The organism is Nocardiopsis synnemataformans (genome assembly GCF_965343085.1).
Lineage (GTDB): Bacteria > Actinomycetota > Actinomycetes > Streptosporangiales > Streptosporangiaceae > Nocardiopsis > Nocardiopsis alborubida.
This window is the reverse complement of the sequence record NZ_CBDRFA010000010.1, coordinates 73,337-99,982: the sequence shown is the minus strand read 5'-3', so window position 1 is coordinate 99,982 and position 26,646 is coordinate 73,337. Positions and strand designations below refer to the sequence as shown.

21 protein-coding genes are annotated in these 26,646 nt (G+C 72.9%); 5 read left to right on the top strand and 16 right to left on the bottom strand.

Annotated elements, in window-relative coordinates:
• Positions 1-20: 20 nt before the first annotated feature.
• From ACSIH6_RS08080 to moeZ, 5 genes are all read right to left on the bottom strand, one after another.
• On the bottom strand, positions 21-3,470 hold the full coding sequence (locus ACSIH6_RS08080) for an ATP-dependent helicase (protein ID WP_435107594.1): 3,450 nt from the start codon (positions 3,468-3,470) through the stop codon (positions 21-23).
• Positions 3,463-6,723 carry an ATP-dependent helicase gene (locus ACSIH6_RS08075; protein ID WP_435107630.1) on the bottom strand — a complete coding sequence of 1,087 codons (3,261 nt, stop codon included), beginning with the start codon at positions 6,721-6,723 and terminating at the stop codon, positions 3,463-3,465. Before ACSIH6_RS08075 ends, ACSIH6_RS08080 begins: the two co-directional genes overlap by 8 nt.
• An 86-nt stretch (positions 6,724-6,809) precedes the next feature.
• Positions 6,810-7,136: an MGMT family protein gene (locus tag ACSIH6_RS08070; protein WP_435107593.1), complete on the bottom strand. Its 327-nt coding sequence runs from the start codon at positions 7,134-7,136 to the stop codon at positions 6,810-6,812.
• A 77-nt stretch (positions 7,137-7,213) separates the two neighbouring features.
• Positions 7,214-7,609: an SPW repeat protein gene (locus ACSIH6_RS08065; protein ID WP_435107592.1), complete on the bottom strand. Its 396-nt coding sequence runs from the start codon at positions 7,607-7,609 to the stop codon at positions 7,214-7,216.
• Positions 7,610-7,795: 186 nt separating this feature from the next.
• Positions 7,796-8,959 (bottom strand): adenylyltransferase/sulfurtransferase MoeZ, encoded by a 1,164-nt coding sequence (moeZ, locus tag ACSIH6_RS08060; RefSeq protein WP_061081984.1) that lies wholly within the window; start codon positions 8,957-8,959, stop codon positions 7,796-7,798.
• Between the two features lie 353 nt (positions 8,960-9,312).
• On the opposite strand from moeZ, the gene ACSIH6_RS08055 reads away from it, so the two are divergent.
• From ACSIH6_RS08055 to ACSIH6_RS08045, 3 genes are all read left to right on the top strand, one after another.
• A complete protein-coding gene (locus tag ACSIH6_RS08055; protein WP_435107591.1) occupies positions 9,313-9,543 on the top strand; it encodes an Rv3202a family protein in 231 nt (76 codons plus the stop codon).
• A gap of 269 nt (positions 9,544-9,812) precedes the next feature.
• Positions 9,813-10,451, top strand: coding sequence for a TetR/AcrR family transcriptional regulator (locus tag ACSIH6_RS08050; protein ID WP_435107590.1), 639 nt, complete (start codon positions 9,813-9,815; stop codon positions 10,449-10,451).
• 305 nt (positions 10,452-10,756) lie between these two features.
• Complete coding sequence (locus ACSIH6_RS08045) at positions 10,757-11,554, top strand: mechanosensitive ion channel family protein (RefSeq protein ID WP_435107589.1); 798 nt, start codon at positions 10,757-10,759, stop codon at positions 11,552-11,554.
• Positions 11,555-11,625: 71 nt separating this feature from the next.
• On the opposite strand, the gene ACSIH6_RS08040 is transcribed toward ACSIH6_RS08045, so the two are convergent.
• From ACSIH6_RS08040 to ACSIH6_RS08030, 3 genes are all read right to left on the bottom strand, one after another.
• Entirely contained in the window at positions 11,626-11,868 is a 243-nt protein-coding gene (locus tag ACSIH6_RS08040) for a hypothetical protein (RefSeq protein WP_017564197.1), read from the bottom strand.
• A gap of 272 nt (positions 11,869-12,140) precedes the next feature.
• Complete coding sequence (locus ACSIH6_RS08035; RefSeq protein ID WP_047870279.1) at positions 12,141-12,452, bottom strand: DUF6401 family natural product biosynthesis protein; 312 nt, start codon at positions 12,450-12,452, stop codon at positions 12,141-12,143.
• Positions 12,453-12,613: 161 nt separating this feature from the next.
• Entirely contained in the window at positions 12,614-13,297 is a 684-nt protein-coding gene (locus tag ACSIH6_RS08030) for a ferritin-like fold-containing protein (RefSeq protein WP_435107588.1), read from the bottom strand.
• Between the two features lie 564 nt (positions 13,298-13,861).
• Here ACSIH6_RS08030 and ACSIH6_RS08025 point away from each other — a divergent pair.
• Together ACSIH6_RS08025 and ACSIH6_RS08020 are read left to right on the top strand one after the other, a co-directional pair.
• Positions 13,862-15,430: a DEAD/DEAH box helicase gene (locus tag ACSIH6_RS08025; RefSeq protein WP_435107587.1), complete on the top strand. Its 1,569-nt coding sequence runs from the start codon at positions 13,862-13,864 to the stop codon at positions 15,428-15,430.
• 189 nt (positions 15,431-15,619) lie between these two features.
• Positions 15,620-16,492, top strand: coding sequence for an alpha/beta fold hydrolase (locus tag ACSIH6_RS08020; protein WP_435107629.1), 873 nt, complete (start codon positions 15,620-15,622; stop codon positions 16,490-16,492).
• Between the two features lie 91 nt (positions 16,493-16,583).
• Here ACSIH6_RS08020 and ACSIH6_RS08015 read toward each other — a convergent pair whose 3' ends face one another.
• The 8 genes from ACSIH6_RS08015 to ACSIH6_RS07980 all read right to left on the bottom strand — a co-directional run bounded on the left by ACSIH6_RS08015 (position 16,584) and on the right by ACSIH6_RS07980 (position 26,494).
• The gene (locus ACSIH6_RS08015; protein ID WP_435107586.1) at positions 16,584-17,666 is read right to left on the bottom strand and encodes an MBL fold metallo-hydrolase; all 1,083 of its coding nucleotides are present in this window, start codon (positions 17,664-17,666) and stop codon (positions 16,584-16,586) included.
• Positions 17,667-17,776: 110 nt separating this feature from the next.
• Positions 17,777-18,652: a PHP domain-containing protein gene (locus tag ACSIH6_RS08010; protein ID WP_435107585.1), complete on the bottom strand. Its 876-nt coding sequence runs from the start codon at positions 18,650-18,652 to the stop codon at positions 17,777-17,779.
• A 58-nt stretch (positions 18,653-18,710) separates the two neighbouring features.
• Positions 18,711-19,376 carry a DUF6758 family protein gene (locus tag ACSIH6_RS08005; protein WP_435107584.1) on the bottom strand — a complete coding sequence of 222 codons (666 nt, stop codon included), beginning with the start codon at positions 19,374-19,376 and terminating at the stop codon, positions 18,711-18,713.
• Between the two features lie 437 nt (positions 19,377-19,813).
• Positions 19,814-21,706, bottom strand: a complete 1,893-nt coding sequence (gene typA, locus ACSIH6_RS08000) for a translational GTPase TypA (RefSeq protein ID WP_435107583.1) — start codon at positions 21,704-21,706, stop codon at positions 19,814-19,816.
• A 211-nt stretch (positions 21,707-21,917) separates the two neighbouring features.
• Positions 21,918-22,352, bottom strand: a complete 435-nt coding sequence (locus tag ACSIH6_RS07995; protein ID WP_435107582.1) for a (deoxy)nucleoside triphosphate pyrophosphohydrolase — start codon at positions 22,350-22,352, stop codon at positions 21,918-21,920.
• A 263-nt stretch (positions 22,353-22,615) separates the two neighbouring features.
• Positions 22,616-24,868 (bottom strand): SF1B family DNA helicase RecD2, encoded by a 2,253-nt coding sequence (recD2, locus tag ACSIH6_RS07990; protein WP_435107581.1) that lies wholly within the window; start codon positions 24,866-24,868, stop codon positions 22,616-22,618.
• 19 nt (positions 24,869-24,887) lie between these two features.
• Positions 24,888-25,313, bottom strand: coding sequence for an MmcQ/YjbR family DNA-binding protein (locus tag ACSIH6_RS07985; protein WP_435107580.1), 426 nt, complete (start codon positions 25,311-25,313; stop codon positions 24,888-24,890).
• A 95-nt stretch (positions 25,314-25,408) separates the two neighbouring features.
• Positions 25,409-26,494, bottom strand: coding sequence for a hypothetical protein (locus ACSIH6_RS07980; RefSeq protein ID WP_435107579.1), 1,086 nt, complete (start codon positions 26,492-26,494; stop codon positions 25,409-25,411).
• Positions 26,495-26,646 lie beyond the last annotated feature (152 nt).

Here is a 26,646-nt window from a genome sequence, read left to right as displayed (position 1 = left end):
CCGCAGCGGTGGCGGACCTCTCACCCGGGTTCGGGGACGGCGTCGATGAGCGCGGCCAGCCCCTCGGCGTCGAGCAGGTCCGCGGGGCGCACGGTCAGTCCGGACCGCACGTAGTGGAAAGCCGCGCTCACCTCCTCCAGGCCGACCCCCGCCAGGTCGGCCCAGGCCAGCCGGTAGGCGGCCAGCTGCACGCCCACGGCGCGGCGCTCGGGGCCGTTGCCGGGCGGACTCCCGGTCTTCCAGTCCACCACGTCGTAGCGGCCGGAGGCGGGGTCGTGGAAGACCGCGTCCATGCGCCCCCGCACGAGCCGGTCCCCGATGACCGTCTCGAAGGGCACCTCCACCTCGACGGGCACCCGCGAGCCCCACTCGCTCTCCTCGAAGCGGTTCTGGAGGTCGGCGAGGTCCTCGTCCTCCCCCGCCGTCTCGTCGGCGGCGCCGGGCAGTTCGTCCAGCAGGGCGGCGCGCTGGCCGAACCGCTGCTCCAGCCAGGCGTGGAACGCGGTGCCCCTGCGCGTGTGCGGTGCGGGCGGCCGCGGCAGCGGCCTGCGGATCTGCCGGGCCAGGGCGGAGGGGTCGCGGGCCAGCCACACCATGGACGACACCGACAGGTGTGCTGGCAGCTCGACCTGGACCGTGCCGTCCCCCGACCCCGGCCCCTCGGTGCGGCGGTGGGCGAGCAGCAGCTCGGTGTCGCGCTCCCAGCCCCCGATGCGGCGGCGCAGCCCGGGCGGCGGCGCGGCCTCCTCCGCGGGGTCGGCCTCGCCCGCGAGCAGGCGGGCGCGGGCGCGCTCGACCATGGCCGCGCCCTCGGCGATCTGGGCGCGGCGGTCGCGCGGCCGTTCCGGGTCGGCGCCCTCCTCCGCCTGGGAGTCGGCGCCGTCGCCCTCCTCCGGCGGCCACACGGCCGTGCCGTCGTCCTCCTCCTCGTAGGGGTTGTCGTCGGGGTCGGGCCTGGGCTCCCAGTGCGCGACCTCCCCGGCGCCGCCCTCGCAGGCCAGGCGGACCTCCTCCAGGAACGGGGAGGGCCCGCGCTCGCTCGCGGCGTCGGTCCCCCACCAGTGGCCGGTGCACAGCAGGGCGAAGGAGGCGCGGGTGACGGCGACGTAGGCCAGCCGCCGCTCCTCCAACAGGTGACGCTCCCGCTCGGCCTCCTTGAACGCGTCGATGCCCTTCTTGTCCACCGCGAGGAGCTCGGGCAGGTTCTGGCGGTCGCCGCGCAGCCGGTAGGGCAGCAGGTGCTCGCCCTTGATCCACATGTCGCCCTCGGACAGGCTCGTGGGGAACAGCGGAGAGTACTTGCCGCCGCTGACGCCGGGCACGACCACCACGGGCCACTGGAGTCCCTTGGAGGCGTGCACGGTCATGAGCTTGACGGTGTCGCTCCCGCCGACGCGCTCGCCGGGGGCCAGACCGCTCTCCCGTTCCGAGGCGGCCCTGAGGTAGCTGAGGAAGCTGCCGAGGGTGGGGTCCTCGCTGCTCCCGGCGAAGCGGACCGCGTGGTCGACGAAGGCGTCCAGGTCGGCGCGGGCGGACAGGGGGTCGCGGCCGCTGCGGGCGCCCACCTCGATGTCCAGGCCGAGCATCCGCTCGGTCTCGGTGACCAGGTCGGGCAGCGGCTGGCCCACGAGCTTGCGCAGGGAGCGCAGTTCCTCGGCGAGGCGGCCCAGGCGCTCGTAGGCGGCCGCGGAGTACCTCTCGGCGGGGCCGGGGTCGTCCACCGCGTCCACCAGGCTGCCGCTCTCGGCGGTCAGGTCCAGGACCGTGCGGCGCAGGATGTCGTCCTCGGCGCTCTCGCCGGGATCGGGCGTGGTGAGGTCGCGCCGGGTCTGGCGGGCCAGCTCGGCCGCGCGGGCCCCGAGGGCGGCCAGGTCGCGCGGTCCGATCCGCCAGCGCGGCCCGGTGAGGACGCGGGCGAGCTCGTTGCCCGCGGAGGCGTCGTGGACCACGCGCAGGGTGGCGATGATGTCGCGGACCTCGGGCACCATCATGAGCCCGCCCAGGCCGACGACCTCCACCGGGATGTCCAGCGCCTCCAGGGCCTCCCTGATCGCCGGGAACTGCGAGCGCTTGCGGCACAGCACGGCGACGTCCCCGGGGCTGACGCCGCCGTCCGCGGCGCTGCCCGACTCCCCCTGCGGCCAGGGCAGCCCGTCGGGGGCGGTCGTGGCGCTGCCCGCCCGGCCGGGGGCGGCGCGCAGGTAGCCGCTGACCTGCTCGGCGATCCACTGCGCCTCCTCCCGCTGCCCGATGAACAGACCGGTCCGGACGGCGCCGCGGCCGCGCCGGGCCGGGCCGGGGTACAGCACGAGCACCTCGGCGCTCTCGGCGCGCAGCGGCTCGGAGATGTGCTTGGCGACCTCCAGGACCCTCTCGCCGTTGCGGAAGCTGGTGGCCAGACGGCGCACGGACGCGGCCCGACCGGGGGCGGCCGGGAAGTCGTTGGGAAAGTTGGCGAGGTTGGCGGCGATGGCCCCGCGCCAGCCGTAGATGGACTGGCAGGGGTCCCCGACGGCGGTCACCGCGTGGCCCTCGCCGAACAGCGCGCGCAGCAGGACGAGCTGGGCGTGGCTGGTGTCCTGGTACTCGTCCAGCAGAACCACGCGGAACCGGCCCCGCTCGATGAGGCCGACCTCCGGGTGGTTCTGGGCGATGCGCGCGGCCAGGGACACCTGGTCGCCGAAGTCCATGGCCTCGCGCACGTGCTTGGCGTGCTCGTAGCCCTCCACGAGCGGCAGGAGCTGTTCGCGGCGCAGCTGGGCGTTGAGCAGGTTGCGGGTGGGCACCGCGGGTTTGCGCGGGAGGGCGTCGACGGCCGCGCGCAGCCACCGGCCGATGCCGCGCACCTGCTCGGTGGTGGTGAGGTGGTCGGCGATCTGTCCGGACAGTTCGAGAACCCGGCGGGTGACGGTGTCGGCTCCGACCGTGATCAGGTCCATGGGGCCGTCGTACTCGCCGACGATGCGGGCGGCGATCTGCCAGGCCTGTCCCTCGCTGAGCAGCCGGGAGGTGGGCTCGACCGCCTCGCGCAGGGCGTGGTCGGCGACGATGCGCCCGGCGTAGGCGTTGTAGGTGGACACGGTGGGCTCGCCGTCGAGCAGCTCCTCGGGCAGCTGTTCGGTGGCGCGCAGCTGCTCCAGGCGTTTGCGCACGCGCTCGGCCAGCTCGGCGGTGGCCTTGCGGGTGAAGGTCAGACCGAGGACCTGCTCGGGGCGCACGTGGCCGTTGGCGACCAGCCACACCACGCGCGAGGCCATGGTCTCGCTCTTGCCGGACCCGGCGCCCGCGATGACCACGCCGGGCTCCAGCGGGGCGGAGATCACCTCGGACTGCTCGGCGGTGGGCTCGGGCTGGCCGAGGAGGCGGGCGAGTTCCGGGGGCGAGAAGCGGGGACGGGAAGCGGGGGTGGGGCCGGGGTCTGGGTGGGGCCGGGACGGGGACTGGTGGGGGTGGGGGTGGGTTTCAGACATGTCTGCCCTCGTCCTGAACCGGGCAGCAGGCGCGCACGGCGCACGACCTGCATCCCTTGTTGCGTGTGGCGGTGAAGCGGGACCCGCCCATGCCGGTGGCGACCTCGCGCACCAGCGTCCCGGCCCATCCGGGATCGGGGTCCTCGCTCAGTGGTGGCTGGGGTTGCTCGCGGGCCTTCTGGATCTTCTCGCCGACCTGCACGAGTGTGGCGCCGCCCGGCTCGGTGAGGCCGAGCTTGGCGAAGGCGCCCTTGAGCACCGCCATCTGGTAGACGCCGAGCTGGGGGTGGCGGGCCAGGTCGTCGGCCTTGTTCCTGCCGGTCTTGATGTCCACGACCACGGCGCGCCCCTGGTCGTCGCGTTCGAGGCGGTCCACGCGGCCGGTGATCTCGATACCGCCCACGTCCACCCGAAAGCCCTCCTCTGTGACGACGAGTTCGCGGTCGTTGGCGGCCTCCCAGTCCACGAGCTTGCGGACCATCGTGTCGGCGCGGTCGCGCTGCGCCCTGGCCTGCCAGGGGCCGCCGAAGTCCAGGTCGGCCCAGATCTCGTCCATGCGCCCGCTGATCTCGTCGGGGGTGCTGCCCTGGGCGACCAGGACGGCGACCGCGTGCACGACGGTGCCCAGGGCCGAGGCGGAGTCGCCGGAGGAGGCCCCGGCGGCGCGTTCGAGGAGCCAGCGCAGCTGGCAGTTGGTGAAGCTCTCCACCTGGGAGGGCGAGACGCGGATGGTGTCCTCCTCCTCCGCCAGGGGGCGGTCGTCGGTGAAGGGGGTGAGCGCGTACCACTCCGCGGGGTCGGCGCCGCGCACGCCCTCCTCGGCCAGGCGGGCCAGGTGGGTGGCGGCGGCCTCGCGCAGCGGGCCGGGCGCCCCGGGGTCGGTGACCACCGAGCGCAGGTCGGCGACGAGTGCGGGCAGGGACAGCCAGCGCAGGCCGGTGCTGACGGGCTCGGGGTCGCCCAGGCCCATCTCGGTCAAAAAGCGCGAGGGCCGCTCGTCGGTGTCCTCCCCGCCCACCGCGGTCACCACCAGGGAGCGGCGTGCGCGGGTGAGGGCCACGTAGAACAGGCGGCGCTCCTCGTCCAGGAGTTTGGAGGCCAGGGCGGCGCCGGAGGAGTCGGCGGAGTGCACGTCGGTGTCGACGAGCTCCTCCACGCCGAGCAGGGAACCGCGCAGGCGCAGGTCGGGCCAGTCGCCCTCCTGGGCTCCGGCGACCACGACCAGGCCCCACTCCAGGCCCTTGGAGCGGTGGGCGGTGAGGATGCGCACCGCCTCGCCCTCGGGCGCGCGCTCGGCGAGGCTGTCGCCGGGGATCTCCTGGGCGGCGAGGTCCTCCAGGAACCCCGCGGGGCTGCCGGGGGGCAGCCGGTCGCAGTAGCGGGCGGCGCTCTCGAACAGGGCGACCACGGCGTCCAGGTCGCGGTCGGCGGCGGCGCCACGGCGGCCCCCGGCCAGGCTGGCGCGCAGCAGGCGGTCGGCCAGGCCGCTGTCGCGCCACAGCTCCCACAGGACCTGTTCGGCGTCGGCTCCCCTGGCGGCCAGCTCTCGGACGGTGCGCAGCGCCTGGGCGACGCGCGTGGCGGGCGCGGCGACCTCGGGGTCGACGAGGACGAGTTCGGCCGGGTCGCGCAGGGCGTCCACGAGCAGCTGCGAGGACGGCCGGTAGGCGCCGGAGGGTGCCGTGGGGCCCTCCCCGGCGCCGGTCGCGCCGGGCCCCGTCTCGGTCGCGGTCCGCGCACCGGCTCCCTCGTCCGCGTGCCCGGTCCCGTCGGTGCTCCCGTCCGCGCCTTCGGCCGCGCTCCCGTCCGCCCGTCCGTCGCGGGCGCGGTCCAGGTCCAGGCGGCGCAGCGCGCGCACGAGCCTGCGCAGCCGTACCGTGTCGGCCTCTCCGAAGGGGCTGGTGAGCAGTTCGCGCGCGGCGTCGTCGTCCAGCTCGCCCGGGGCCAGGCCGTAGCGGATCAGCGCGAGCATGGGGCGCACGATGGGCTCGGCGGCCACGGGCAGGTCGTCGGCGCCGACCGCGACCGGGACCGAGGCGGCGGTCAGGGCGCGGCGCAGCACCGGCAGCTGCCGGGTGGAGGAGCGCACCAGCACGGCCATGTCCGACCACGGGACGCCGTCCACCAGGTGGGCGCGGCGCAGGGTGTCGGCGACGACCGCGGCCTCCTGTGCCGCGCTGTCGGCCAGCAGCACGCGGACCTCGCCGTCGGGCACGCCCTCGGCGGGGGTCAGGTCGCGGTGCTCGTTGACGTGGCCGCGGGCGGAGGCGACCGCGGGCAGGCGCCGGGTGAGGCCGCGGGAGGCCGAGAGCAGGGCGCGGCCGCTGCGGCGGCAGGTGCGCAGCGCGACCACGGGCGCCTCGGTGCGCCGCGCGGTCGGGAAGCGGCGCGGGAAGTCGAGGATGCCCCGCACCTCGGCGCCGCGGAAGGCGTAGATGGACTGGTCCGGGTCGCCGACCGCGACCAGGTCGCGGCCGTCTCCGGCCAGGGCGCGCAGGAGTTCCTCCTGGGCGGGGTCGGTGTCCTGGTACTCGTCGACGAACACCGCCTCGTGGGCGGCGCGCTCGCGCGCGCGGACCCCGGGGTCGGAGAGCAGGTTGGCGGCGACCCGCACGAGCTCGGCGTAGTTGAGCGTGGGCACGGGGGCGATGTCGAACCGGCCGGTGTAGCGGTCCAGGAACCCGGCCGCGGCCACCCAGTCGTCGCGGCCGCGCTCGCGGCCGAGCGCGGCCAGCTCTGCCGGGCCCATGCCGCGTTCCTGGGCGCGCATGAGGAAGTCGCGCAGCTCCTCGGCGAACCCGCGGGTCTCCAGGGCGGGGCGCAGGCGCTCGGGCCAGTCCCGCGCACCGTCCAGGGCCTCGCCCCGCAGGAGTTCGCGGACCTCCATGAGCTGTTCGGGGCCCGAGAGCAGGCGCGGCGGCAGGTCGCCCATGCGCTGGAACTCGCGCCGGATCAGGGCGTAGGCGTAGCTGTGGAAGGTCAGGGCCAGCGGTTCGCGGGTGGTGCGGCGCAGCCGGGCGGTGATGCGCTCGCGCAGCTCCTGGGCGGCCTTGCGGCTGAAGGTGAGCACCAGCACGCGCGAGGGGTCCGCGCCCCGGTGGTCGATGCGGTCCACGACCGACTCGACGATCGTGGTGGTCTTGCCTGTACCGGGCCCGGCGAGCACCAGCAGGGGCCCGCCCTCGTGCTCGACCACGCGCCGCTGGTTCTCGTCCAGCACCGGCGGCGGCTGCACCTTGTGGGCGCGCCGCACGAGACGGTACGGAGATGTGTTCACACCCACCAGTTCACCAGAGGGTGGCGACCATCCCGCACGTCATCCCCGCCACAGTGGACCGCTCAGGCTCCGCCCTCCCCGTCCCAGCGAGCCCTGCGCATGTCCACGCGATCGCTTCCGGGGCGCATGGGCGTGCCCTCCGCCGCGTAGTGGGACAGGGCGCGGACCTCGTTGCAGGAGGGCGGTCTGCCGTCCGCGCGCACCACACGCCACCAGGCCACCGCACCGCCCCAGGAGGACATGACCGAGCCGACCTGGCGGGGTCCTCCCCTGCCGACGTACTCGGCGATGTCGCCGTAGGCCATCACCCGTCCCGGCGGGATCCGCTCGACCACCGCCAGGACCTCCTCGGCGTAGTCGTCCGGCCCGCCCTCCGCGTCCTCGAACACAGGCGGCAGCCTACCGGGGGCCACCGACACGGCGAGGGGCCGCGCGGAGGCGGCCCCGGGGCGCGTGCGGCGCCCGGTCAGGCGGTGACCTGGTCGCCGTGCTCGCCCCAGGCGAGTTCGGGGTCGCGCCTGCGGGCCTGGCGCGCCTTGACGAGGCCGAACGCCCCCAGCAGGGCCACGACGGCACCGAGGATCCACGCCGTCCAGGCGGCGGCGGTGAGGTCGGTGAAGCCCAACAGCCACGGCATCACGAAGACCAGGACGCCGATCGCGAGGACGCCCGCCTCGCTCGACAGCGCCCCCGGCCGGGTGATGGAGACCACCGAGGCCATGATGACGCCCAGCCCGAGGACGAACATCGCGCCCCCGCCGAAGCCGTACATCCCGTGCCAGATCCAGCTCAGTCCCAGGGCCAGACCGGCGAGGATCGCCACCCAGTCCGCCCAGCGTCCCTTGCGTCCCTTGCGTCCCATGGAGCCACCTCCCGAGGAGCGGACCGCCGTCGGCCGACGGCCCCTGCCCGGACTCCTACCCACCCGACGGGCTGAGCAGGCACGACGGCGGGAGGCGGGACGGAGACGGGAGCCGGGGCGCGAACGCGGCGGGGCGGTGCCGGGATCGCCTCCCGGCACCGCCCCGTCCCCCGTCGGGCCCGTCCGTCAGTACTCGGGCAGGCTCGGGTCGACCTGGTTGATCCAGGCCAGGACGCCGCCGCCCACGTGGACGGCGTCGGAGAACCCGGCCGCGTGCACCGCGGCCAGCGCCTCGGCGGAGCGGACGCCCGACTTGCAGTGCAGGACGATGCGCCGGTCCTGCGGCAGCTGCTCCAGGGCCCTGCCGTTGAGGAACTCGCCCTTGGGGATGAGCGTGGCCCCCGGGATGCTGACGATCTCGTACTCGTTCTTCTCCCGGACGTCCACGAGGAAGATCTCCTCGGGCTTGTTGTCCAGCAGGTCCTTGAGCTCGCCCGCGGTGATCGTGGAACCGGCGGCGGCCTCGGTGGCCTCCTCCGACACGGCGCCGCAGAACGCCTCGTAGTCGATGAGCTCGGTGACCGGCTCGGTGTCGGGGTCCTTGCGGACCTTGACCTCGCGCCAGGTCATCTCCAGGGCGTCGAAGATGAGCAGGCGGCCCACGAGCGGGTCACCGATGCCGGTGATCAGCTTGATGGCCTCGTTCACCATGACCGAGCCGATGGAGGCGCACAGCACGCCCAGGACGCCGCCCTCGGCGCAGGAGGGCACCATGCCGGGCGGCGGGGGCTCGGGGTACAGGTCGCGGTACTGGGGCCCGTACTCGTTCCAGAAGACGCTGACCTGGCCGTCGAAGCGGTAGATCGAACCCCACACGTACGGCTTGTCGAGGATGACGCAGGCGTCGTTGACCAGGTACCGGGTCGCGAAGTTGTCGGTGCCGTCCAGGACCAGGTCGTAGTCGGCGAAGATCTCCAGCGCGTTGTCCGACTCCAGGCGCTCCTGGTGCAGGATGACGCGGACTCCCGGGTTCACCTCCTTGATGCTGTCCCGGGCGGACTCGGCCTTGGGGCGGCCGACGTCGCTCTGTCCGTGGATGACCTGGCGCTGGAGGTTGGACTCGTCGACGACGTCGAAGTCGATGATGCCGAGCGTGCCCACTCCCGCGGCGGCCAGATAGAGCAGCGCCGGGGAGCCCAGGCCGCCCGCGCCGACGACCAGGACCTTGGCGTTCTTCAGGCGCTTCTGCCCGTCCATACCCACGTCGGGGATGATCAGGTGACGCGAGTAACGGCGCACCTCGTCCACGGTCAGCTCGTCAGCTGGTTCCACCAGCGGCGGCAGCGACACGGTGACTCCTCATGTCTGTTCGGGTTGCTTCGCACCGCCCGTACCGCAGGGGCCACCGGGCGAGGGGGCGGGGACGCGAAGCGTGCTTGCACTTATACCCAACCTAACGGGTGGGGTATTGCATTCCCGTCACCGGGAGGCGTGGAGCACATCCTTCGCGGGCCCGTCCCCACCCCCTCACAACCAACGCCGCGGGCGAGTTCATCCCACTTCATCCCCGCGCGGCCCGCCGGGCCCCGGTCCTGGTCGGCGACCTGACCCGCGGGCGAGTTCGTCCCCGGGGCCGCGCGTACCGGCCCGGGCGGCGGGTAGTGGTCGGGCGTACGCACGGCGACGACGTGGGGGAGGACCCTGTGGCACAGGAGAACCGTTCCGTGGGACGACGCCCGGCCGCCGGCGGGGACCCCGCATCCGAGGTGCCCGAGGCCGACGCGGTCGAGCAGCGCGCGTCCGCCGGGGGCGACGAGGGCGGGGAGGGAGAGGGATGGGAGGACCCGTCCGAGGAGAGCTTCGAGCGCGCCGCCGAGGCGGACGTGGTGGAACAGGCCCGGGAGGCGGGCGTGGACGACGAGGACCGGCGCTGACGGGGGAGGTCCCCCGGGCCCGGGCCCGGGTCCTTTTTCCTCCGCTTCCTCCCGGCCGCCGATCGCGGCCCTGACCACCTGTTCGGCCGGTGCCGCGCCGTGCCCGTCCAGGGTCCCGACCGGCTTCCCGCTGCTCACGGGGAACTTACGCCGGAGTAGGATGAGGGGGACCGCTGTGGAGCGCGCCCCCTGGCCGCGGTCCGTCAGCACTAGCCACGCAGATGTCCGGTTATGGCGTGCATCTGCCATGCCGAGTTCGGAGGGTCGGTGTGACAGCTCCTTCAGACTCCCGCGCCCGGGGTACCCGCTTGCCCCGGGTCAGGCGCCGTCGCCAGCTCCTGGCAGCGGCCCAGGAGATCTTCGTCGCGCGCGGGTACCACGCGGCGGCGATGGACGAGATCGCCGACCGCGCCGGAGTCAGCAAACCGGTCCTCTACCAGCACTTCCCGGGGAAGCTGGAGCTGTACCTGGCCCTGCTGGAGGAACACTCCGAGGTGCTGGTCGAGAAGCAGCGCGAGGCCCTGGAGAGCACGGACGACAACCGCCAGCGCGTCATCGCGAGCTTCCGCGCCTACTTCGACTTCGTCGCGGGCGACGGTGAGGCCTTCCGCCTGGTCTTCGAGTCCGACCTGCGCAACCTCCCGGCCGTACGGGAGAAGAGCGAGGAGACCTTCCAGCGCTGCGCCGAGCTCATCGGCGAGGTGATCCGCCAGGACACCAGCATCTCCGACGAGGAGGCGCACCTGCTGAGCATCGGGCTGGTCGGCATGGCCGAGACCAGTGCCCGGTACTGGCTCAACAGCCGCGGCTCCGTGCCCAAGGACGCGGCGGAGCAGCTGGTGGCCCGCCTGGCCTGGCGCGGCATCAGCGGCTGGGACCTGCAACGCGGCTCCGGGGAACAGGGCTGACGGATCCGGCGGGGCGGTCCCCGCCACCCGGACGACGACCGGCCCCCGTGCGCGCACGGGGGCCTTCGTCTTTCCCGGTGATGTCCCGAAAGCGCCCCGACAGCCGAGAAAGGGATTTCTTCCCACCGCCGGGCAAGGAATGTCCCAAAAAAAGGTAATCACCTCCGCTTGTGTGGGACAAGCGATTCAATTGCCGCCCTCCGGGTATCGCCGGAATGAGAAGTAACGCACTTCTCTTCGCCGTATCCGCCCGGTCCTTCGCTTCGGAGCCCCGGCGGAGCAAGCGATTTGGGGGTGAAGACGTTATGGACATGGGTCAGGGCCTGATGACGGCCTGGCAGGCGGTGGCGAGTTTCGTGCCGCTGCTGATCGGCTTCCTGGTGATCCTGGTCCTGGGATGGATCATCGCCTGGTTGGTGGGCAAGGCGGTCGCCAAGGGTCTGCACGGCGTCGGACTGGACCGTGCCCTGCACCGCGGAGGTGTGGGCGAGTACTTCGAGCGCAGCCGCTGGAGCGCCAGCGAGCTGTGCGGAAAGATCATCTACTACGTCGGGCTGCTGTTCGTGTTCACGCTCGCGTTCAGCGTCTTCGGACCGAACCCGATCAGCACGCTGCTCAACGACGTCATCGCCTGGATCCCGCGCGGCATCGTCGCTCTGGTGATCGTGGTGGTGGCCGCGATGATCGCCAAGGCGGTCCGCGACATCGTCTCCGGCGCGCTGGGCGGCCTCTCCTACGGCCGTTTCCTGGCCAACGCCGCGGGCGTGTTCATCCTGGCCCTCGGTGTCATCGCGGCGCTGAACCAGATGGGCGTGGCGGTGACCGTCACCGTGCCGGTGCTGATCGCGGTCCTGGCCACGGTCGGCGGCATCCTCGTCGTCGGTGTGGGCGGCGGCATGATCGAGCCGATGCGTTCGCGCTGGTCCCGCTGGCTGGACGTGGCCGAGCGCGAGACCAGCCGCATGAGCGAGGAGAGCAGCTACCGGGCCGGCCGCGAGGCGGCCCTGGGCCGTCCCGCGACCGCCGAGCGCACGGAGCCGCGCGAGGGCGCGACCTCCCAGAGCGCACGGCGCGGCGCGGGCGGCGAGCCGCCCGCGCCGTAGCCACGGGCGCGGACACGGGGCGAGGGCGGGGCCGTGCGGCCCCGCCCTCGCCGTGTGCCGTCGGACGCCTCCTAGAGGAATTCCGAGTCGCGCAGTTCCAGGCGTGAGAGGTGCTCGATCCGCCGGAAGGTCAGCACGACGGAGGCGATGATCGGGAGGAAGGCCAGCCAGAAAGCGACATTCCCGGGCCCGGTGAAGACCATCGACACCAGCGCGACGACGAAGATCAGTGCGAAAAGCGCGAAGTCGACGCGGTCCTGTTGGATCAGGACGCCGACCGGTGGGCGCGCCGCCCCATGCCGACCGCTCCTCATTCGCCTTCCTTTCTCGCGGCTCTGCGGGCCGCTCCGCCAGTTACGGCGCCTGTGGGTCCGTTTTCCGGACCGACATAACGCCGTCAGTCCCAGGTTGCATTCCGCAGGGCCCTGGTTCTGCCACGGTGCGCCGGCCCGGAATCGGCCGCTGTGGAGTCACCGGTCCTTTTCAGCGTACGCCCGAAGACGGGTTTCCACCGGAGAACGGGCAGGGACGGGGGCCACGAGGAGCTCGGGTTGTGGACCACACCGGTCTGCGGACGCCACCAAACCTAGCGGACGAAACCGCGCTCCTTGGCCAGTCGGCAGATCGCGAGGATGCGCAGTGTCTCCCAGTCGTACTCGACCGCCTCGGAGTCCCAGCCCCGTTCGAGGCAGCCGTCGAGGAATCCGTGCAGGTAGGTGCCCAGGGTGCGGGCGTTGAGCTCGCCGCCGGAGGAGGTGATGCCTTCGCACACCTGTGCGGCGTGCTGGTCCAGCTCAGCGCACATCCAGGGTTCGATCGGGGCGCCGAGGGGGCCGATCCGGTGGAAGTCACGGGTGAGTCCGGCCAGCGGATGGCGCACGGAGGTCCCACTGGGCATGGAAGTACCTACTCGCGTGGTCAGGAGACGGAAACTTCATCGATTTTACGGCCAGTGCCCAACCAATCGTCACGAAAGTGTTGGATATTACCCGCGCTTGACCAAGATCCCACAGGGCCCGGTCAAGGACGGGCAAGGAAACCGTCCGCCGCGACCGCGTGTCAGGTGGTCAGCCCCATGGCCTTGAGGCGGTCGGAGTGGCGGTCGGTGAGCGAGGCGAACATCCGGCTGACCGCGGCGAGGTCGCCGAGCCCCGTGCCGTCCGGGACACGTCCGGGGACCCCGGCCAGGAGCGCGGCGAGCTGGGGGCGCGAGACCGCCACAGCCTGCGCCTGGCTGAGCGCCTCGCCGACCAGGCGGCGGGCCCACAGGGACAGGCGTCCGACCAGCTTGGGGTCCTCCTCCACGGCGGCGCGCACCGTCGCGGAGACGAACTCGGCCCGGCCGGTCTCGGCCAGCACGCCCTCGACCAGGGTCCGCGTCCCCTCGTCGGCCAGCTCGGCGACCTTGCGGTAGAAGTCCCCCGCGATGCCCTCGCCGACGTAGGTCTTGACCAGGCTCTCCAGCCAGCTCTGCGGCTCGGTCCTGTCGTGCCAGGCGTCCAGCGGCTCCACGAAGGGCCCCATGGCCTCCTCGGGCACGACGCCCAGCTCCTCCAGCCGGTCGCGGAGCGACTGGTAGTGCGCCTGCTCGGTGGCGGCCAGGGCGGCCAGCTGACCCTTGGAGCGCAGCGACGGGGCCAGGCCCGCGTCGTCGGCGAGGCGGAAGAAGGAGCCGAGCTCCGCGTAGGCGAGCAGGCCGAGCAGGTCGATCACGCCGGGCTCGGCAGAGGGGCCGTGGGTCATGCCCGCCAGGGTATCGCCAGGCCTCCCGGGCACCGAACCGGGGACTAAACGGACCGAAGGCACGGTTGTACACGCCGGGAGCGGGTACGGTCCACGCCGTCCACAGCCCGGTGAACTGGTATGTCCACCTGGCGAGTCAGCAGCTAGACTCTGCGTGATGACCGGTGTGTGCGTCCGACGCGAACATCTCCCTCACACACGCGGGATCTCCCACGTACCGGCGCCGCGGAGGCGGCGCCCGCACAGGCGCGGGCCCCACCGACGGTGGACCGGACCGCGCGAGGAAAACGACGAACCACGGATGCTCCCCGTCCCGAGCGGGGAAGGTCCCGATCCGCGGCCGGACCAAACCCCTGCGCCGCACGGGTCCTCACGGCAGCGCCACCGCACCGTTCCGCGAGAGGAACGACCGGTGAGCCGCGCCCCCCGCGGCGGCCAAGGAGCCGTCCGCGACCGCATCCCGCCGCGGCCACGCCAACGTTGCGGCCCGCCAAGATGGAGGCTTGAGCCCTGAGCAGCACAGAAGTCACAACCAAACCGAAGACGACCTTTCGCGACCTCGGTGTGAGCACCGAACTCGCGGACGCCCTGGAGGCCGAGGGGATCGTCGAGCCCTTCCTCATCCAGGAGCTCGCCCTGCCGATCGCGCTGGGCGGCAGCGACATCATCGGCCAGGCCCGTACCGGCACCGGTAAGACCCTGGCCTTCGGCCTGCCCCTGCTCCAGCGGGCGCAGAAGGACCCCGGAACACCCAAGCGGCCGCGCGCCCTGGTCGTGGTCCCCACCCGCGAGCTGGCCATCCAGGTCGCCGCGGACCTGACCACCGCCAGCAAGCGCAGCGGGACCCGCATCCTGACCGTCTACGGCGGCCGCTCCTACGAGCCCCAGGTCAACGGCCTCAAGGAGGGCACCGACGTCGTCGTCGGCACCCCGGGCCGCCTGCTGGACCTGGAGAAGCAGAAGCACCTGAGCCTGGGCGGCGTGTCCGCGGTGGTGCTGGACGAGGCCGACAAGATGCTCGACCTGGGCTTCCTGCCCGACATCGAGCGCATCCTCACCAGGATCCCGAGCGAGCGTCAGACGATGCTCTTCTCGGCCACCATGCCGAGCGAGATCGTCTCCCTGTCGCGCAAGTACCTGCACCGCCCCACGCACGTGCGCGCGAGCGACGACGACGAGATCGACGGCTCGGCCATCACGGGGCAGATCACGCAGCACGCGTTCCGCACCCACCAGATGGACAAGATCGAGATGCTCGCCCGCCTGCTCCAGGCGCAGGACCACGGCCAGAGCATGGTGTTCTGCCAGACCAAGCGCGCCTGCGACCGGGTGGCGGGCGACCTGGAGACGCGCGGGTTCGCCGTCGCGGCCGTCCACGGCGACCTGGGGCAGAGCCAGCGCGAGCGGGCCCTGCGGGCCTTCCGCAACGGCAAGATCAACATCCTGGTCGCCACCGACGTGGCCGCCCGGGGACTCGACGTGGACGACGTCACGCACGTGGTCAACTACGAGACCCCCGAGGACGAGAAGACCTACACGCACCGCATCGGCCGCACCGGCCGGGCCGGGCGCAGCGGCACCGCCGTCACCTTCGTGGACTGGCAGGAGATGCCGCGCTGGAAGCTGATCAACGGCGCCCTCAACCTGCCCTTCCACGAGCCGGAGGAGACCTACTCCAACTCGCCGCACTTCTTCGAGGCGCTGCGGATCCCGGCCGGGACCAAGGGCAAGCTGGCCGCGGACCGGCGTGGCGAGCACGCGGGTCTGGAGGCCGAGGAGATCGAGGACATCGGCGACACCGGCGTGGCGCGCGGCGAGCGCGGCGGCCGGCGGGGCCGGGGCCGCGGCGAGGGCGCGCGCGCCGAGGGCGGACGCGGTGAGAACGCACGCGGTGAGAGCGGCCGTGACGAGGGCGGACGCGGCCGGAGCCGCAGCAGCCGTTCGCGTCGGCGCACCCGAGGCGGCCAGAGCGCGGCCGGGACCGAGGCCGCGGCGGGCAGGAAGGCCGAGAGCGCCCCGGTGGCCCAGGAGGCGCCGCGCGAGGGCGCGGCACCCTCCGACGAGGGCGCGCGCAAGGTACGGCGCCGCCGCCGTACCCGCGGTGCGGTCCGCAGGGACCCCGAGAACACCTGACCCCTCCCGGCGCCCGCCCGTGGCGGGCGTCGCGGCCGTGCGCCCCGCGGCCCGGTCGCGGGGCCCCAGGGCCGACGTCCACACCGGTCCCGGCCGTCGGCCACGGCCCGGGTTATGTCTGCCCGGGCCGACGATCGTCTAGGGTGACCCGACGTGAGTACACCTCAGTTCATCGACCTGCCACCGGGCGTGCGACGCGCCGATCTGACCCTGTCGTACGGTCCGGTGGCCGCCCTGCGGGCGCTGCCCACCTCCGGCGGCCCCGAACTCGCCCCCGCTGTCCTGGTGCACGGTTTCACCGGCAGCAAGGAGGACTTCATCGCCCTCCTCCAGAGCCTGGCCCAGGCCGGGCGGGAGGTGGTCGCGATCGACCTTCCCGGCACCTACGAGTCGCCGGGCCCCGAATCCCTCTCCCCTCCCCCGGGCGTGCGCAGGCCGGACTACGGCCTGCCCTCCCTGGGCGCGGTGGTCGCCGAGGTCATGGACCAGGTCGGTGACGGCGGCCCCGTCCACCTGTTGGGCCACTCCTTCGGCGGACTGGTCTCACGCGAGGCCGCGCTGGTGGAGATGGCGCCGCTGGCCTCGCTCACCCTCCTGTGCTCGGGCCCCGGCGCCCTGAGCGGTCCGGGCGCGGGCACGGCGAGCGGTCTCATCGCCGCCGTGTCCATCAACCCCACCACCGAGCGGCTCCGCGAACTGTGGGAGGAGCAGTTCGACTCCGTGGCGCGGGCCCGCAGCCCCCGGTCCGAGATCCGCGACTTCCTGCGCGACCGGCTGCTGAGGAGCAGCGCCGTGGGCCTGATGCACATGGCCGAGGAGCTGGTGTCCGCGCCCGACCGTGTGGACGAACTGGCCCGGGTGGACGCCCCCAAGCTGGTCCTGTACGGCGAGAACGACGACGCCTGGCCGCTGGAGGAGCAGGACCGGATGGCCGAGCGGTTGGGCGCCAAGCGCCTCGTGGTGCCCGGCGCCGGGCACTCCCCCAACGTGGAGGCGCCCGAGACCGTCGCGAGCGCGCTGACCGCGTTCTGGAACGAGGCGGAGTCGGTGGGCCGCCGCTGATCGCGGTCACCACGACGACGGCCGCCGCTGACCCGTCAGCGTGGCGGGTCAGCGGCGGCCGAGCGGGGGCGGGGCCCCGGAGAGTCCGTGCTCAGACCCAGGAGTCGAAGTTCTTGCCCTCGGCCGCCGCGGTGGTGGCGGGGCCGCGGTCGGGCAGGATGCGCGTGTCCGGGGGCAGGGACAGCAGCGCCTCGCCGATGGAGGCGAGCTGCGTGGTGTAGTCGATGTAGGTGTTGCCGACCATCCCGGGCTCGCCCTTGCGCAGGGTGTCACCGCCGAAGACGACGCCGCGCTCGCTGAGGTAGTAGCCGACGGTGCCGGGGGAGGTGCCGGGCAGGGCCAGGACGTCGATGTGCAGCTTGCCGATGTCGAGGGCGCCCTGGCCCTCCACCTCGATCTCGGGGCGGTGCTCGGCGCCGTGGTGGCGGCGCCAGGCGCGCATCTCGCGGGGGTGCAGCGCGATGGGGGCCTCGGACTCCTCGGCGACCTTGATGGCCGCCTCGATGTGGGGGCTGTAGGCGTTGGTACAGGCCACCAGGTAGACCTCGCGCTCACCGACGGCGGCCAGGATCGCCTCGGCGTCATGGCCGGGGTCGATGACGACGACGCCCTCGTCGTCGGCGTCGATGATCCAGGTGTTGCTGACGACCGGGTACTCCTCGTCGTCGAACTCGAAGGTCCCGGCGGTGCGCACGCGGGTGATGCCGTCGCCGTCGGGGCCGGTCACCCCGACCTCCTCGCCCTCGTCGGCGAAGACGTCGGCGTTCACCGGCTCCTCGGCCTCGTCGGCCTCCGCGGACTCGGCGGAGTCCTCGGACTCGTCCGAAGCCCCGTCCTCCTCCGTCTTCCCGTCACCGACCGCGGAGTCCTCGACGTCGTCCGCCTCGTCCTCGACGCTGTCCGCGGTGGTGTCCTCGTCGGACGTGCCGTCGGCGCCCCCGTCCTTCGCCTTCTCCGCCTTCGCGGTCTCCCCGGCGTCGGCGGTGGGCTCCGCGGCGCCGTCGTCGGCGGCCTCCGATGCGGCCTCAGCGGTCCCGGCCGAGTCCTTCGCCCCGTCGTCCGCGACCCCGTCCCCGCTGGCGGAGGCGGTCTCCTCGTGCTCCGCCGCGGCCTCCGCAGCGGAATCGGTGGCCTCCTGGCCCTCCTGCTTCTTCGACTTCCGATTCCAGAACACGGCTCAGACCTCTCGACTTCGTCCGGGTATGGGTGTTTGCGCTGCGACCATTGTCGCGCTCCCGCACAGTGGTCGGTACCGTACCGGACGCCGGAAGAACGACACGCGGTTCACCCGCGCAGAAGGGGCACCCCCGTCGCGGGCGCCACGAGCCGTTCGAACGCCTCCGGGGCGGTGGTCCTGCACCCCAGGCGGTGACCGGTGAGGCTTCCGTGGTCGTCGCTGGAGCCGGTGACCAGCACGCCCAGCTCCCCGGCCACGCCCCGCCAGTGGCGGGCCTGCTGCCGGTTGTGCGAGGGGTGGTCGGCCTCGATCGCGCCCAGGCCGGCCCCGGCCATGCGCTCCACGAGTTCGAGGGGGACCGCGCCGTTGAGGGCGCCCTCCGCCCGCCCCGGGTGCGCCAGCGAGCAGACCCCGCCCGCCGCCCGGACCAGCTCCACCGCGCGGACCGGGTCGATCGCGTACCGCGAGGCGTAGGCCGGGCCGCCGGAGCCGATCCAGCGGTCGAAGGCGTCCTGCACGTCCCTGGCCGCGCCCGCCTCCACGATCGCGCGGGCCAGGTGCGGGCGGCCGATCGTGTTGGCGTCGGCGTACTCGTCGTGGCCCGCGCCCGCGATCTCCAGCACCCGCTCCCAGGTGACGTCGACCTCGTGCTCGCGGAGCTTGCGGACCATCTCCTCGGCGCGGGAGGCCCGGTCGGAGCGGACCCGGCGCAGTTCACCGGTGAGCGCGGGGTCGTCGGGATCGAACAGGTAGCACACCAGGTGGACACTGGACCCGGCGTGGGCGCAGGAGAGCTCCATCCCGGGGACCAGGGTGAATCCGGGGGGCAGGTGCTCGGCCGCCTCTCCGATTCCGCCGACCGTGTCGTGGTCGGTGAGGGCGAGCACGTCGAGACCCGCGGCGACCGCGTGCTCGACGACTTCGGCGGGGGTGTCGGTTCCGTCGGAGACCGAGCTGTGTGCGTGCAGGTCGATACGTGTCACCGGGCGATTGTACGTAGGCCGTGGTCCGGCGCGGTCCGCCGGGGCGAGGGCCTCCCGCTCAGCCCGCGTCCCGCCGGGGCGCCAGGACCCGGGTGAGGAAGGGACTGGGGGCGCCGAAGGGCGGCTCCAGGGAGAGCCCGCCGTCGCGGATGTCGCGCAGGTCCCGCAGGGCGCTGATCTCGCACATGAGCACGCCGGTGTCGGCGGAGGCGAAGACGAGCCACAGCCACTGGGCGAGCGCCTCGCCGGTGTAGACGGCGCGGTCGGGGCCCAGGGCCAGATTCCACAGGGCGATCTCGTGGCCGTCGAAGCGCACCTTGGCGTCGGCGGCGGAGGTGTCGAAGCCGTCGCCGGGGTCGGGGCCCTCCAGCCCGGCGAGGCGGGCGCCGAGCCCGACTCCCGGGTCCTCGGCGACGATGACCACCTCTCCGACACCGCCGACCAGGTCGGGCCCGGAGAGGGCGACGGCCGTGGCGAGGGCGCCGCTGCGGTCGTCACCGGCCTCGGCGAAGCCGGTGACCACCCAGTTGGCGGGCAGCGGCCAGGGAATCCAGACCGGGACGTGCGCCTGGGGCAGGAGTGCCTCCAGCGCGGCCGGCCCGGGGGCGCGCACCTCCTGGAGGGGCGCCACCGGCCCGTGGGCGTCGCACTGCCAGGCGCTGGTCCACAGTCCCGGAGGCTGGACCGCGCGCCCGCAACGGGGACACGTGGGCTCGGACTTCATCTGGGTCCTTCCGAGGAAACTCTGGCTCTCAGGCAAGCGAGGAATCGGCTCCCACGGAACGGGACGGGAGACGGTTATCCGCCCCGGGCGGATAACCGCCCACCAGAATCGCCAAACCCGCGAACCAACGCTCGAACCGGTACTAGCCTGACCCGCGTCGGCTCGGACGAGAACCACGTCCGGGTCGGCCTACCGCCGGGCTGGCGGAAGATGTCTGTGGAGCTGATGTAAGACCGATGGGCGGCCCCCCGTCCCCCGCCGTTGGTTCGGGTCGGCAACCGGCTACGAAGCAGAAAGCTCAACCCGCGAGGGAAGAGTCTCCCCACTTCGGCTGGGAGAGAAGTCAAGCTGCTCACGGGTCTACCCGAGGGGACCGGCCAGAAAACGCGTCGTGGGCGGACCGCCGAAGCGGCCCGCCCACGGACGGGGCAGCGGTCCTACTGCTGCTGGCGCTTCTTGTTGGCCGTCATCCGGCCGCGCTCCTTCTGGTCCAGGACGACCTTGCGGATACGCACGTGCTCGGGGGTGACCTCCACGCACTCGTCCTCGCGGCAGAACTCCAGGGCCTGCTCCAGGGACAGCTTGCGCGGCGGCACCAGGCGCACCAGCTCGTCGCCGGTGGCCGAGCGCATGTTGGTGAGCTTCTTCTCCTTGGTGATGTTCACGTCCATGTCGTCGGAGCGCGAGTTCTCGCCCACGATCATGCCCTCGTAGACCTCGGTGCCCGGCTCGACGAAGAGCGTGCCGCGCTCCTGGAGGTTGAACATCGCGAACGCGACGGCGGCACCGGCGCGGTCGGCCACCAGGGACCCGTTGGGGCGGGTGCGCAGCTCGCCGAACCACGGCTCGAACTTCTCGAAGACGTGGTGGGCGATACCGGTGCCGCGGGTCTCGGTGAGGAACTCGGTGCGGAAGCCGATGAGGCCGCGGGAGGGCACCAGCCAGTCCATGCGCACCCAGCCGGTGCCGTGGTTGACCATGTTCTCCATGCGGCCCTTGCGGATGCTGAGCAGCTGGGTGATGGCGCCCATGTACTCCTCGGGGGCGTCCACGGTGAGGCGCTCGACGGGCTCGTGCACCTTGCCGTCCACGACCCGGGTGACCACCTGCGGCTTGCCGACGGTCAGCTCGTAGCCCTCGCGGCGCATCTGCTCGACCAGGATGGCCAGCGCCAGCTCGCCGCGGCCCTGCACCTCCCAGGTGTCGGGGCGCTCGGTGGGCAGGACCCTCAGAGAGACGTTGCCGACGAGTTCCTTGTCGAGGCGGTCCTTGACCAGGCGCGCGGTGACCTTGGCGCCCTTGACCTTGCCGACCAGCGGCGAGGTGTTGGTGCCGATGGTCATGGAGATGGCGGGCTCGTCCACCCGGATCAGCGGCAGCGGGACCGGGTTCTCCAGGTCGGCGAGGGTCTCGCCGATCATGATCTCCTCGATACCGGCGATGGCGACGATGTCGCCGGGCCCGGCCTTCTCGGCGGGCTTGCGCTCCAGGCCGTCGGTCATGAGCAGCTCGGTGAGCTTGACCTGCTGAACGGTGCCGTCGGTGCGGATCCACGCGACCTGCTGGCCCTTGCGCAGCTCGCCGTGCTGGACGCGGCACAGCGCCAGGCGGCCCAGGAACGGGGAGGCGTCCAGGTTGGTCACGTGCGCCTGGAGCGAGGCCCCGGGGACGTACTCGGGTGCCGGGATGGTGTCCAGGATGGTGCTGAACAGCGGCACGAGGTTGTCGTTGTCGGGCACCGTGCCGTTGGCGGGGCGCTCCAGGGAGGCCTTGCCGTCGCGGGCGCAGGCGTAGACGATCGGGAACTCGATCTGCGACTCGTCGGCGTCCAGGTCCATGAACAGCTCGTAGGTGTCGTCCACGACCTCGGCGATCCGGCTGTCGGGCCGGTCGACCTTGTTGATCACGAGGATGACGGGGAGCTTGGCCTGGAGGGCCTTGCGCAGCACGAAGCGGGTCTGCGGGAGGGGGCCCTCGCTGGCGTCCACGAGCAGGACCACGCCGTCGACCATCGACAGGCCGCGCTCGACCTCGCCGCCGAAGTCGGCGTGTCCGGGGGTGTCGATGATGTTGATGACCACGTCCTCCCCCTCGGGCGTGGTGTAGTGGACGGCCGTGTTCTTGGCGAGAATGGTGATGCCCTTCTCGCGCTCCAGGTCGTTGGAGTCCATCACCCGGTCGTCGACGTCCTGGTTCTCCCGGAACACACCGGACTGCCAGAGCATGGCGTCAACGAGGGTCGTCTTGCCGTGGTCCACATGGGCCACGATCGCGACGTTACGGAGGTCGCTGCGGCGTGCGGAGCCCTCGACGGGCGTAGCGCTGGACATGGGAAAGTCTCGTTCTCCTGGTACTGGGAAGAACCGCGGAGTGCCACGGCCCACCGCCAGTTTATGCGGTCATGGTGGTCTGGTGGGGAAACGTGCAGGCCGCCGCCGTCACGGCCTCGCAGAGCCCGGTCGTCCCTGTCCGGTGCGCGGCGGCGCCAGGGACCGTCCGTCCGCTCCCGCGCGCACGGCGGCGCCCGCGCACCCGCGTGGGTCAGGAACGGGGGACGGCGCCCGGGGTGAGCAGGGGTTCGACGAGGTCGAGGAAGGGCACGTCGGCGGGCAGCCAGTCCGGTCCGCGCAGCTCGTCGGCGGCGAGCCAGCGCAGGGACAGGTGTTCCAGGGGGAGGGGCTCCCCCGCGACCAGTTCCGCGCGCCAGAGCCGCAGCACCGCGGGGCGCGTGTGCCTCCTGGTGGGCGCGGGGAAGGGCGCGTCCGCGCCGAGCTGGTGCAGGGGGCGGACGGTGACGCCGAGTTCCTCGCGGCACTCGCGGACCAGGGCCAGCTCCGGGGTCTCCCCCGGGTCGACCTTGCCGCCGGGGAACTCCCACCGGCCGCGCAGGGCCTCGGGTTCGGCGCGCTGTGCGGCCAGGACGCGGCCGTCACGGACGATGACGGCGCCCACCACGATCAGGGTTTGTTGTTCCACAGTGCTCCACCCTAGCCAGGGCCCGTGACCTTCGGGGCGGCGGGCGTGGACCCCGGGCGCCGGCGCTGGGAGGCCGGCGCCCGGGGGTGCCGCCGCTCTCCGGGGGGAGTGGAAAGAGCGTCGGCCTCCGATGTGGCTGGTCGTCCGACCGGGTCGGGACGCGGCGCCCGGAGCCGGCAGATTCGGGGCAGATCCTATTTCGCCCGGTGGACGCGCGTGATGGATATCGGCAAACGTTCACCGTCTTTTCTCGTGGTGTGCGGTCAGGGGGCGTCCGCGGCCGGGGGCTCCTCCAGCGGACGACCGGCCGACCGCAGCCGGTACGCCAGGGCCGTGTGCCTGCGCCCGGAGGTGGCGTTGCGCACCGCCTGGGCCAGGGCGCGGCGGGAGCCGACGAGGACGACCAGCTTCTTGGCCCTGGTGACGGCCGTGTAGAGCAGGTTGCGTTGGAGCATCATCCAGGCGCTGGTGGTGACGGGCACGACCACCGCGGGGTACTCGCTGCCCTGGGAGCGGTGCACGGTGATGGCGTAGGCGTGGGCGAGCTCGTCGAGCTCGGCGAAGTCGTAGGCGATCTCCTCGTCCTCGTCGGTGCGGACCAGGACCTCCTGGGCCACCTCGTCGAGCCCCGTGACCACGCCGAGCGTTCCGTTGAACACCCCGTTCTCGCCCTTGTCGTAGTTGTTGCGGACCTGGGTGACCTTGTCGCCGACGCGGAAGACGCGTCCGCCGAACCGGCGTTCGGGGACGTGCTCGCCGGAGGGCGTCACGGCGCCCTGGAGGGCCGTGTTGAGGTTGGCCGCACCAGCAGGGCCGCCCTTCATGGGGGTGAGGACCTGCACGTCCCGGCGCGGGTCGAGGCCGAACCGGCGCGGGATACGGCGGGCGACCACGTCCACGGTCATCTCGGCCGCGTCCTCGGACTCCTCGCACGGGAAGAGGAAGAAGTCGGACATCCCCTGGAACTCCGGCGGCTCGCCGCCGTTGATCCGGTGGGCGTTGGTGATCACCCCGGAGTGCTGGGCCTGGCGGAAGACGTGGGTCAGGCGCACGCTCGGCACGGGGGAGTCCCCGTCCAACAGGTCGCGCAGCACCTGGCCCGCGCCCACGGAGGGCAGTTGGTCCACGTCGCCGACGAACAGCAGGTGCGCCCCGGGCGGGACCGCCTTGACCAGCTTGTTGGCCAGGATCACGTCCAGCATGGAGGCCTCGTCCACCACCAGAAGGTCGCAGTCGAGGGGGTTGTCGCGGTCGTAGGCGGCGTCGCCTCCCGGGCGGAGTTCGAGGAGCCGGTGCACCGTACGCGCCTCGATGCCGGTCATCTCGGTGAGGCGCTTGGCGGCGCGTCCGGTGGGCGCGGCCAGGACGATCGTGGCGTGCTTGGCCATGGCCAGGGTGACGATGGAGGCGACCGTGAAGGACTTGCCGCAGCCGGGCCCGCCGGTGAGCACGCACACCTTCTCCGACAGGGCCAGCCGCACGGCCTCGCTCTGGGCCTCGGCGAGGTCGGCACGCGTGCGCGAGCGCAGCCAGTCCAGGGCCACGTCCCAGTCCACCCCGGCGAACGCGGGCATGCGGTCCGCCGGGGCGTGGAGCAGGCCGCGCAGGCCGGAGGCGAGGCCGATCTCGGCGCGGTGCATGGGCAGCAGGTAGACGGCGCGCACGGGCTCGCCCTCGGGCCCGGGCACCGTCTCGCGGACCACGCCCTCGGTGGCCACGAGTTCGGCCACGCACTCGATCACCAGCCCGGCCTCCACCTGGAGGATCTTCACGGCCGCCGAGATGAGCTTCTCCTCGGGCAGGTAGACGTGCCCGTCACCGGTGGACTCCGAGAGGGTGAACTGGATGCCCGCCATGACCCGCTGCGGGCTGTCGTGCGGGATGCCGACCGCGCGGGCGATGGTGTCGGCGGTCTTGAAGCCGATCCCCCACACGTCGGTGGCCAGGCGGTAGGGCTCCTTCTGCACGATCTGGATGGAGGCGTCGCCGTACTTCTTGTAGATGCGCACGGCCAGGGAGGTGGTGACCTCCACGCCCTGGAGGAAGACCATCACCTCCTTGATGGCCTTCTGCTCCTCCCAGGCGTCGGCGATGAGCCGGGTGCGCTTGGGTCCCAGGCCCGGGACCTCGATGAGCCGTTCGGGGTGCTCCTCGATGACCTCCAGGGCGTCGGTGCCGAAGTGGCCGACGATCCGCTCGGCCATCTTGGGGCCGATGCCCTTGATCAGGCCGGAGCCGAGGTAGCGGCGGATGCCCTGGACCGTGGCGGGCAGGACGGTCGTGTAGTCGTCCACGTGGAACTGGCGGCCGTACTGCGGGTGGGAGCCCCAGCGGCCGCGCATGCGCAGCGCCTCGCCGGGCTGGACGCCCATGAGGGAACCCACGACGGTGAGGAGGTCGTGCGCGCCCCGGCCCGTGTCGACCTTGGCGACGGTGTACCCGTTCTCCTCGTTGGCGTAGGTGACCCGCTCCAGGACGCCCTGGACGACGGCTGGTCGGAAGGTCGCGTCGGGCACGTGGCCGTCCTCTCCTCGTTCACACCCTCTCCGGGGCCCGCGGGGCCGGTCCGCCGGTCTCCGGCGCGCCGTCGCCCAGCACCGCGAGCACGCGGTCGCGGTCGGCCCGGCGCAGGCTCCCCGCCACCAGGACGTAGGAGTGTCTGAGCATCTCCAGGATCTCGTCCTCGGGCACCGTGCCGTCCAGGAGCACGGAGTTCCAGTGCTTCTTGTTCATGTGGTACCCGGGGGTGACCGCGGGGAACTGGTCGCGCAGCTCCAGGGCCAGCCCCGGATCGCACTTGAGGTTGACCGTGGCGGGAGCGCCCCCGTCGCCTCCCCCCATGAGCAGAGCGAACATCTTCTGCCCGGCCACCTTGTAGACCAGGTAGCCGGGCCCGAAGGGCTCGGTCTCCTCGGCCTCGGGGAACCACAGGGCGGCGTCGATGAACTGTCCGGGGGTCATGGCGGAGCTCCCTTCCTCCCCTACGACAGTGCCAGAGACCGCCGACGTTCGGCAGACCCGGCTTCGGTCTGTGGACAACCCCGCGCGGGAGCGGTTCAGTCCTGGTCCTCGGCCAGCGCGGCCACCCGCAGGGCCAGTTCCTGGGCCCGGACGAGGGAGTCGAGCATCTCGGCGCTCTGCTCGTGCACGGCACCGGCCTCGGCCGCCTCGGCGGCGATCGCGTCGAGTTCCCGGGCCGACCGGCGGTCCTGCTCGTCCAGCTCGGCGGCGCGCACGCGTCCGGCGTAGTCCTCCAGCACCCCGATCCGCGCCGTCACCTCGGCCGTCTCGGCCTCCAGGACGGCACCGGCACGGGCGGCGGCCTCACGGCTGCGCTGGCCGGGCGTGGGCGTCCGGGCGATCCGCTCCCTGACCCGGGTCTGGTGGAGGAGGCTGCGGGCGACGGACCACTCCACGTCGGCCAGCACCACGCGGTTGCGGACGGTGTCCAGCAGGAGCCCGCGTTCGTGCAGCGAGGAGCCCAGGACCACGTCGACGGCCCTCTGCGCGCGTTCCAGGAGGGCGCGGGACTCCTCGTCGAGCGCTCCGGGGGACACGAACTCCCCCTCCGCGGACACCACGATCCGCACGGGGTCGCGTTCCCTCTCCGCGCGCTGGTGGCGCGTGCGGGCCAGGGTCGCGCCCGCCACCGCGAGGGCGGAGGCCGCGACGAGGGCGAGTTCGACGCCGAACGACAGGTCCAGGACCATCCAGCACGTGATGAGGGCCCAGAGGAGCGCGTAGGCCACGCGCGCGAACGCCTTGTCGCGTCCGCTCACGCCGGTGCCGCGCCGGGCTCGTCCGTCGCGCACCGTGTCCAGGGCCAGGCGCAGCCTCCGGGCGCGCTCCTCTGGCAGGGAGGGGTCGAGCGTAGGCCTGCCCTCCCGTCCGGGCTCGCCGACCAGACCGGCCAGGGGCAGGAGCATGGACCGGGCCTGGATCCCGCGCTCGGTGAGGACGAGCACCCCGTGGGCGTCGCGTTCGGCCAGGCCCTGGGCGATGAGGGACGCGCCCTCCCCCGGTTTGCGGACGTCGGGGCACCACGCGTCCCGCCGGTCGCCCAGGGGTGCGGCGAGGCGGATCGACCGGCGCATGTCGGAGGTGAGGATGACGTTGTACCCGCCGGAGAGGGTGAGCTCCATCGTGTCCTTCCCGGTTCGGGCGCGTGGCCACGCATGAGCTTTACGACATCTTTATACCGAAACCTCCTGCCGTGTAGGGGTTTTCGGCCGCGTGAACCTCCGACCGCCGCGCCCGCGCGGATAGGATCCGGCGCAGCAGCGTCCCCTGTGTC

What these genes read in the sequence shown, in the direction of transcription:
- ACSIH6_RS08080 (WP_435107594.1), bottom strand. Translation starts at nt 3,470, where the DNA reads ATGTCTGAAACCCACCCCCACCCCCACCAGTCCCCGTCCCGGCCCCAC.
- ACSIH6_RS08065 (WP_435107592.1), bottom strand. Translation starts at nt 7,609, where the DNA reads ATGGGACGCAAGGGACGCAAGGGACGCTGGGCGGACTGGGTGGCGATC.
- ACSIH6_RS08035 (WP_047870279.1), bottom strand. Translation starts at nt 12,452, where the DNA reads ATGCCCAGTGGGACCTCCGTGCGCCATCCGCTGGCCGGACTCACCCGT.
- ACSIH6_RS07985 (WP_435107580.1), bottom strand. Translation starts at nt 25,313, where the DNA reads ATGACCCCCGGACAGTTCATCGACGCCGCCCTGTGGTTCCCCGAGGCC.
- ACSIH6_RS08045 (WP_435107589.1), top strand. Translation starts at nt 10,757, where the DNA reads ATGGACATGGGTCAGGGCCTGATGACGGCCTGGCAGGCGGTGGCGAGT.
- ACSIH6_RS08005 (WP_435107584.1), bottom strand. Translation starts at nt 19,376, where the DNA reads ATGAAGTCCGAGCCCACGTGTCCCCGTTGCGGGCGCGCGGTCCAGCCT.
- ACSIH6_RS07980 (WP_435107579.1), bottom strand. Translation starts at nt 26,494, where the DNA reads ATGGAGCTCACCCTCTCCGGCGGGTACAACGTCATCCTCACCTCCGAC.
- ACSIH6_RS08040 (WP_017564197.1), bottom strand. Translation starts at nt 11,868, where the DNA reads ATGAGGAGCGGTCGGCATGGGGCGGCGCGCCCACCGGTCGGCGTCCTG.
- ACSIH6_RS08030 (WP_435107588.1), bottom strand. Translation starts at nt 13,297, where the DNA reads ATGACCCACGGCCCCTCTGCCGAGCCCGGCGTGATCGACCTGCTCGGC.
- typA (WP_435107583.1), bottom strand. Translation starts at nt 21,706, where the DNA reads ATGTCCAGCGCTACGCCCGTCGAGGGCTCCGCACGCCGCAGCGACCTC.